The organism is Alcanivorax sp. P2S70, from assembly GCF_000475295.1.
Lineage (GTDB): Bacteria > Pseudomonadota > Gammaproteobacteria > Pseudomonadales > Alcanivoracaceae > Alcanivorax > Alcanivorax profundi.
On the sequence record NZ_AXBZ01000063.1, the window covers coordinates 1 to 5,561 of the forward strand.

Genomic DNA, 5,561 nt, shown 5'->3' on the forward strand with positions numbered 1-5,561 from the left:
TGGCCGACCAACTAAAGATCTGACCTCTTCCATGCCACTGGATAATCTTGCCTCTCAGCGGCTGACTCGTGGTAACTACCAACCAAGGCCCTAACGTCTTCACGCAGCAACGCTGTTCCTGCAACGCTCCGAGATTCAGTTCAGCGGATTAGTCTCCGTCTCTGACTGAATAGCATCATAGTTTTCCAGTACCTTCTCAGTAGAGATTTGCTGACCCATACGTCCACGCAACACATAACGGTGCTCGAATGAGCGAGCGCCTTACCTGAGCCGCAGGACTGTCACGTCTAAATCAAATGCGGTCCAGCGTTAGCAGAGAATCAGAAGACTCCTTAAGATGACCACAATGTCCTGTGAGAGTCTTCTATGCCTTCCGCTTTCTGGTTCCCGATTGCCGCCGTCCTCGAAATCGCTGGCTGTTTCACTTTCTGGATGTGGCTACGCCAAGGCCAGAGCCTGTGGTGGGTGCTGCCGGGGCTGGTGGCTCTTGCCGGTTTTGCCTGGGTGTTAACGCAGGTAGAAAGCGACTTTGCCGGGCGCGCTTATGCAGCGTATGGCGGGGTCTATATTGTGGCCTCGCTGCTCTGGGGGATGCTGGTGGAAAAGCAGCCCCCCAGCTGGGCGGACATGGCCGGTGTGGTACTGTGTCTTGCCGGGGCGACAGTCCTGTATTTTTCGCCGGCCTTTGGCCGTTCATTGTGATGAAAACAGGAGTGCAGCGTTGGCCAGTCACCCGCCCGATCTGACCCGGGGTTCCATTTCACGCGCCCTGCTTACCCTGGCATTGCCCATTGTCTTCGCCAACCTGCTGCAGACAGCCTATCAGCTGACCGATACGTTCTGGGTTGGCCGCTTGGGGGCGGATGCGGTTGCCGCGGTGTCCTTGAGTTTTCCGGTGTTGTTTTTTCTGATCTCGCTAGGCGTGGGTCTCGCTATTGCCGGCACCATCATGGTGGCGCAGAACAAGGGCCGTGGTGATCTGGATGCGGTGAATCATGTGTCTGCCCAGGCGTTGCTGGGCGTGCTGGTGATGTCGGTGTTGCTGGCCGGCATCGGCTTCTATGTGGCGGCGTTTCTGGTGGATTTTCTCGGGGCGTCGGAGACGGTACACCCCCAGGCGACGGAGTATCTGGAATATTCCTTTATTGGCCTGCCCTTTCTGTTTGCCTATGTGATTTTCCAGTCGCTGATGCGCGGTGTGGGGGATGCACGCACGCCGCTATGGATTGTGGCCGGCACGGTGTTGCTCAATTTCGTGCTCGATCCACTGCTGATCATGGGCTACGGCCCGGTCCCGGCGCTGGGTGTCAGCGGCGCAGCAGCGGCAACGGTGGCGACGCAGGGGCTGGCGGCGCTGATCGGGCTGATCATGTTGTTTTCGGGTCGTTACGGCATCCATCTTCGTCTGGTACAGCTGAAACCGGATTTTCCGCTGCTTTGGCAATTGCTGAAGCTGGGCCTGCCTGCAGCAGTGGAACAAGCGACGCGGGCACTCGGGTTGATGGTGATGACCACCCTGGTGGCGGGCTTTGGCACCGTGGCACTGGCGGCCTACGGCATTGGAACACGCATGCTCAGTTTCGTGATCATTCCGGCCTTGGGGCTTTCGCAGGCCACGTCCACGGTTGTCGGTCAGAACATGGGCGCGGGGGAACTGAAACGCGCGGAACACACCACCTGGCTGAGTGGCGCGATTGCCTTTGTCGGGTTGAGCCTGGTGGGGATACTGGCTTTTGTCTTCGCCGAACCGCTGGTGCGTTTATTTATCCCGGATGCGGAGGCGGTGATTCAGGAAGGCAGCCAGTTTGTCCGTATTACCGCCCTCGCCTACGGCGTGCTGGGGGCGCAGATTGTGGTCACCGGGGCGTTTCGTGGCTCGGGCAATACGCTGGCGGCGATGGCGATTGCATTGGTGTCGCTGTGGATGTTGCAGTTCCCTATCGCCTGGCTGCTGACAGAACGCACCAGCCTTGGGGTCACCGGGGTGTGGATTTCCTATCCAGTACAGAGCGTGCTGACGGCGCTGATCGCCTGGATCTGGTTTGTGCGCGGAGGCTGGAAGCACCGCCAGTTTGTCGGCGTGCCACCGGCAGAGATTCGGGTTTCCCAGTACCCCACGGAATCAGTGGCCAGCACCGGCCGCTGATTCCAGAGGGATCTGACATCCGCGTCAGTGGCTTTCGTGATGAAAGCGGTAGGTGAGATTCAGCTGTACCCGCGGGGCTTCGCTGCGATCGCCGTCCTGCCGGTCACGCAGACCGTAGGACACTTCAGCGCCATAACTCAGGCGTGGGGTGTGCTGATAGACCGCCGTGAGTGTGCCGTAACGGCTGCGTCGCATGGCCGCGGCAGGTAATGCGGCATCGGATTCCACCACCACCTGCCCGGCGACCATGGCCAGGGTCCAGTCTTCCAGCGCTTGCCATTCCCCTGCCAGATACCCGCCCTGGCTCACCAGGGGTTGCAGGCCATCAGCGAAAACATAGCCATCCATGCTGCTGTCACCGAAGCCCGACAGGTCGTTATAGTAGTGGGCCATGCCTTCGCCATAGCTGCCGCTGGCCAGCAAACGCAGGGTATCGGTCAGCGACAGCGCGCCACTGAGTACGCCCCCTGTGGCGGTGGTGAACTGCTGGTCGCCGTTGGCAAACTCCACCCCGATTTCACGGTTCACGATACCGGCTTTGACATGCCCGAGAGTGAAATCCTGGGTCCAGGTGGCGATGACATCCGGCCGGCGGCCTACGGCACTGCTCTGGTTGGTCGGGTCCTGGATTTCGCTGTTTGGATCTTCCAGGGCCACGGTCCAGTGATCGGTCTGCCAACGAACGCCGGTTTGCCGCGCGAAGATGGCACTGTTAGGCCCCTGTGCATCAAGCGTCAAAGGCCAGGCTTTGCCGTCCAGCAAGGCGGTAAACCCATAGCCGGCCCGCAGGGCCCCGTGTTGAAAGTAGAAATCACGAATGCGCAGCTCGTAGCTATCCAGGCTGCCAAACAGATCGGCGGCGAAGACCATATGCGGCCCTTCGCTCTCGCCCACACGGAAGCCCAGCTGGCTGTTCTTGGCATTCAGGTTGAATTGCTGTTGATGGGTGTCACCGCCCGGTATGGTGCTGGGTATCAGTAACTCATCAAACCCGGCGTCTTTGTCGTCGTAGATGGCGTCGACACTAACCTTGCCAAAGAAGGCAAGCGGCATGGAAGGGAAGCCCGACGTTGAAGCAGGTGAATCGATCTGCGCCTTGAGGGCATCGAGCTGTTGCTGAAGACGACGAATCTCTGCCTGGGTGTTATCTGCCCAGGCATCGCTGGCCAGGCTGATACCTGCCAGTGCCGCCATCCAGACAGTGGGTTTCACTGTGGACATACTGTTCTCCCGAGGACTGCCGGATCACGGCAGTGGTCATTCGGTTCCCCGCTTTCCCCCTGAGGCCTTTTGAGCGTTATCGGTATGGTCGGCGTGCGAGGAGTAACCGTTTACACGAAGCAATTAAAAGCCGCGCAGGATACGGATTCGGTTCCCCCCTGACTACTAAACAGCCTGTATCGGCGGCAACGGTTTTGCGTTCTCCCGATCAGTGGTATGCAAAGCGGGGTTATTGGCCGGGCAATGACGGGCATGAGTCCAGGAACTCAGACGCACCTATAACCGGCAGCAGGCATTCACATTGCCAGTGTTCATTGGCGTCACCGTCTTATCAGGATCATGCTGGGCCCATCGACACATCAGGAATGTTGGGATGACGGCCAGGCAATGGTGGCACTCCGGACTGGTTTGGGTTGCGGTGGCAACCTTTGCCATGGCCTTCAAGGGCATCTTCGCCCGCATTATTTATCAGTATCGGGTGCCAGTGAATGCGCTGCTGATCTGGCGATTCTGTCTGGCCGTTCCCCTGTTCTGGCTGATTGCGAGGTGGATCAATCGGCACCAGCCACCCGTCCGGTTGTCCGTTCGACAATGGGCGGTGTGTGCGTTCACCGGGGCCCTGTTCTTTGTCAGCGCCTGGTGTGATTTCCATGCAATTGACGCGCTGGGCGCCAGCATATCGCGCATGGTGCTCTACCTCTTTCCTGCTCTGCTGATGCTGGCCCAGTCCGTGGAACAAAGACGCCTGCCTGGCCCACGGCAGTTGGCCATTTTTCTGGTGGCCTGGATGGGTATCGGCATGCTGTTGTTACCCGGTTGGCATGGTGGAGACATCAGTGCCCTTGGCCTGTTATACGGCTTTGGCGCAGCACTGTGCTATGCCGCGTTCTGGCGTACCAGCCAGTCGTTGATGAAACCGCTGGGTTCAGTGCGCTTCAACCAGCTTTCCAATACCTTCACGCTGTTACTCATGATGGCACTGCTGCTTCCCACGGTGTCTGCGGATGACCTTGTTGTCAGCCTGCCAGCCTTTGGCTGGATCGTGTTGCTGGTCCTGTTCTCCACCGTGTTGCCCTTTTTTCTCTTGTTTGAAGGGTTGAGCCGTGCAAATGCTGCCGAAGCGGGCGTGGTTTCCATGTTCGGGCCGGTGGTCACCGTCAGCGTGGCGATTATGGTGTTTCCGGATGAGCAGCTCGGGTTGCTGCAATGGTGCGGCGTGGTTCTGGTGTTATTGAGCATCGGGGCACTGACATTGAAGAAAGTGGGACCCGCCTCCCCGGCCAAGGACGCCTGACCTGCCCGGATGTGACCCTTCCCGGCAGGCGACGTCATTGCTGCTTTCAGCCCAGGGTTTTTATGATGTGACTCGCTAGTCACTCGGTGCAACACCTCGCGCCGAACACATCAAACCGACCCTGGAGTCCCCTATGGCCGTCACCCCCTTTGTGGCCTTCCCCTGCTCTGCCGAGCTGCGCAGCGAAACCGAGAAGCTGATCATCAACCTGCGCGCCGGCGTTTCCGAGCCGCAGAACAAGGCCGCCATGGCCACCATTGACCTGCTGATTGAAGACCTGCTCGATGGCTTCCTGCTCAAGCTGATTGATGTGCTTGAAATGCAGAATTTCATGGCCAAGCTGGTGCGTAGCACCGCCGGCACCATCAACAAGGCGGGCTCTTCCATTGCCAACGCCTCGCTAAAGAAAATGGACAACGACCAGATGCGCCCCATGGCGGATCACGTGGCCTCGCTGATGCTGGATGTGGAAGTGAACGGCGAAGTGCAGCCTTGGATGGGGGTGCCGGTATCTGCCGAACTCTCAAAGGAGTTGCACGATGTGGCAGCAGGCCTGTGCGCCGACACCCCCAAGGAATTCGTCTCCATGGCCATGGATACCCTGGATAAACTCACTGCCCAGGCTGCGGAAGTGTATATCAGTGAGTCTGTGCGCCTGCTGCAGGTGGGTATTGTGCTGCGCAAGATGGCCAGCGCAGCGATTTCCGCAGTGAAAGGCGCCATGCGCCTGATGCTGAAGAAGACCCTGCCGGACCTGGATGAAACCCAGCTCAAGGCGCTGGGCGACTACATCAATACCCTGCATGTGACTGACGGTGCGGCGGTGGAGTTTAAAGAGAGCGCGTGATTACGCTGGATGCTGTGTGATAAAGAGGATCACGCCGTAGGAGCGTCGCTCGC

At 59.0% G+C, this 5,561-nt stretch carries 5 protein-coding genes; 4 read left to right on the forward strand and 1 reads right to left on the reverse strand.

Annotated elements, in window-relative coordinates; genetic code table 11:
• Positions 1-366 precede the first annotated feature (366 nt).
• Together Q672_RS31510 and Q672_RS31515 are read left to right on the forward strand one after the other, a co-directional pair.
• Positions 367-702, forward strand: coding sequence for a YnfA family protein (locus Q672_RS31510; RefSeq protein ID WP_022986521.1), 336 nt, complete (start codon positions 367-369; stop codon positions 700-702).
• Positions 703-721: 19 nt separating this feature from the next.
• Positions 722-2,146, forward strand: a complete 1,425-nt coding sequence (locus tag Q672_RS31515; protein ID WP_022986522.1) for an MATE family efflux transporter — start codon at positions 722-724, stop codon at positions 2,144-2,146.
• Between the two features lie 24 nt (positions 2,147-2,170).
• Here the strand turns inward: Q672_RS31515 and Q672_RS31520 are convergent, their stop codons facing one another.
• Positions 2,171-3,367 carry a hypothetical protein gene (locus Q672_RS31520; protein WP_022986523.1) on the reverse strand — a complete coding sequence of 399 codons (1,197 nt, stop codon included), beginning with the start codon at positions 3,365-3,367 and terminating at the stop codon, positions 2,171-2,173.
• 373 nt (positions 3,368-3,740) lie between these two features.
• Here Q672_RS31520 and Q672_RS31525 point away from each other — a divergent pair, with 373 nt between their 5' ends.
• Entirely contained in the window at positions 3,741-4,661 is a 921-nt protein-coding gene (locus Q672_RS31525) for a DMT family transporter (RefSeq protein ID WP_022986524.1), read from the forward strand.
• 133 nt (positions 4,662-4,794) lie between these two features.
• Positions 4,795-5,508 carry a hypothetical protein gene (locus Q672_RS31530; RefSeq protein ID WP_022986525.1) on the forward strand — a complete coding sequence of 238 codons (714 nt, stop codon included), beginning with the start codon at positions 4,795-4,797 and terminating at the stop codon, positions 5,506-5,508.
• The last annotated feature ends 53 nt before the right edge of the window (positions 5,509-5,561 follow it).